This window comes from Bradyrhizobium sp. Mp19 (genome assembly GCF_029952935.1).
Taxonomy (GTDB): Bacteria; Pseudomonadota; Alphaproteobacteria; order Rhizobiales; family Xanthobacteraceae; genus Bradyrhizobium; species Bradyrhizobium elkanii.
In genome coordinates this window covers 1-1,578 of record NZ_JASAUT010000159.1, presented here as the reverse complement: position 1 = coordinate 1,578, position 1,578 = coordinate 1, and the positions used below count along the sequence as shown (strand labels likewise).

The window sequence follows — 1,578 nt, the reverse complement described above, 5'->3', positions numbered from 1 at the left end:
CGGAACTATGGTGCGAACTGCGACACCGGCGAAGGCGAAAGCCGCCGGAAACAGTAAAGCCTCGCGACCTACGGTCACCGCGCCAGTCGTCGACTCTACCGACCTCGATGCGGCCGTCGCGGAGAAACAGCGTCAACCCGTCCCAGTGGTTGAGCGCGTAGTTGATGGCCTCCGTCAGCTTCGACTGGGAGAAGAGCTGGTCGACTATGGCGGTCAGCCGCGCCCTGAGCGCCTCCATCAACGGAGCGGCCCTGGTGCGGCGGGCGGCCAGCCGCTGCTCGGCGCTGCTGCCGCGGATCTCGGCCTCGATCGCATAGACCGCTTGGAGCCGTTCGATCGCCTCGCGAGCGAATGGCGATTGGGTCGTCTTGTAGACCTCCACGAATTTGCGCCGGGCATGGGCCAGACAAAAGGCGAGCCGGATCGCGCCGCCATGACCGCGGGCGAGCGCCTTGTAGGCGGCATAACCGTCCACCTGCAGAATGCCGGAAAAGCCCGTCAATTGTCCGGCGATCTCCTCCGTGCCGCGGCCGTCGGCGAACACATAGGCAACCGCCGGCGGCGAGGGGCCGCCCCATGGCCGGTCATCCATCGCATGCGCCCAGAACTGGCAGATGCGGGTGCGATGTCGTCCGGGATCGAGCACCGGCATCGGCGTCTCGTCGCAGAACAGGCGCGGCGCGGCCTGGATCGTGCGCAGCTGGAGGTCATAGAGGCTCCTGAGCCACCAGGCCGCACGCTTCACCCAGCCGGCGAGCGTCGCCCGGTCGAGATGGATACCCTGGCCGGCCAGAATCTGCACCTGTCGGTACAGCGGCAGATACCAGGCGAACTTCGAGACCACGACGTGGCTCACGAGTGCGGTCGAGGCCATGCCGCTCTCGATCAGGCGCGGCAGCACCTTCGCTTGGACCACACCATCGGTGCAGCTGCGGCAGCCATATTTGGGACGGATCGTGCGCAGCACCCGCAGGATCGCCGGGATGATGTCCAGCACCTCGCTGACGTCTTCGCCGATCTTGTGGAGCTGACCTTGGCAGCATGGACACGCGGTTGCCTCCGGCTCCAGCACCTGCTCGCAGCGCGGCAGGTGCTTTGGAAGCGCGCCAATGTTGCGGCGCGCCTTCTTGCGCGGTTTGCCGGATGGCTTCGCCACAGCCACATCGTCGTTGGCGTGCGCAGGCAGCGTAGCGTCCGCCTCAAGATCATCCAGCTCGAGCGCAAGCTGTTCGTCCACGAGCACCGCAAGCCGCTCCGAGCGCTTCCCGAAGATCATCTCCTTGAGCGTCTGCATTGCTACGCGCAGCTTCTCGTTCTCAGCGTCAAGCGCGAGCACCATCTCGGTCAGAGCCGCCGGATCGGTCGGGAGAGCGTCGGGACGAATCGCCATGCTCAGACGATACATCCGCGCGACCCGTGCTCCAGCGAAATCCTCATCCCTCAGCCGACAACGGTCGGCTGCTTCACAGGTTTGGGCGACACACGCGTCCACTCGAGCCCGTCGAGCGACTATCCATGTGAATGCCCCTCCTCGTGAGGCTCAGTGATTCTGAGATCGAGATGATCGAGCTCGTGATT

General features: G+C 65.3%; 1 protein-coding gene. It reads right to left on the bottom strand.

Translation table 11 applies throughout. The features are described from left to right. On the bottom strand, positions 1-1,390 hold a 1,390-nt coding region (locus tag QJT82_RS45335; RefSeq protein ID WP_281446727.1), incomplete at its 3' end, for an IS66 family transposase. Positions 1,391-1,578 lie beyond the last annotated feature (188 nt).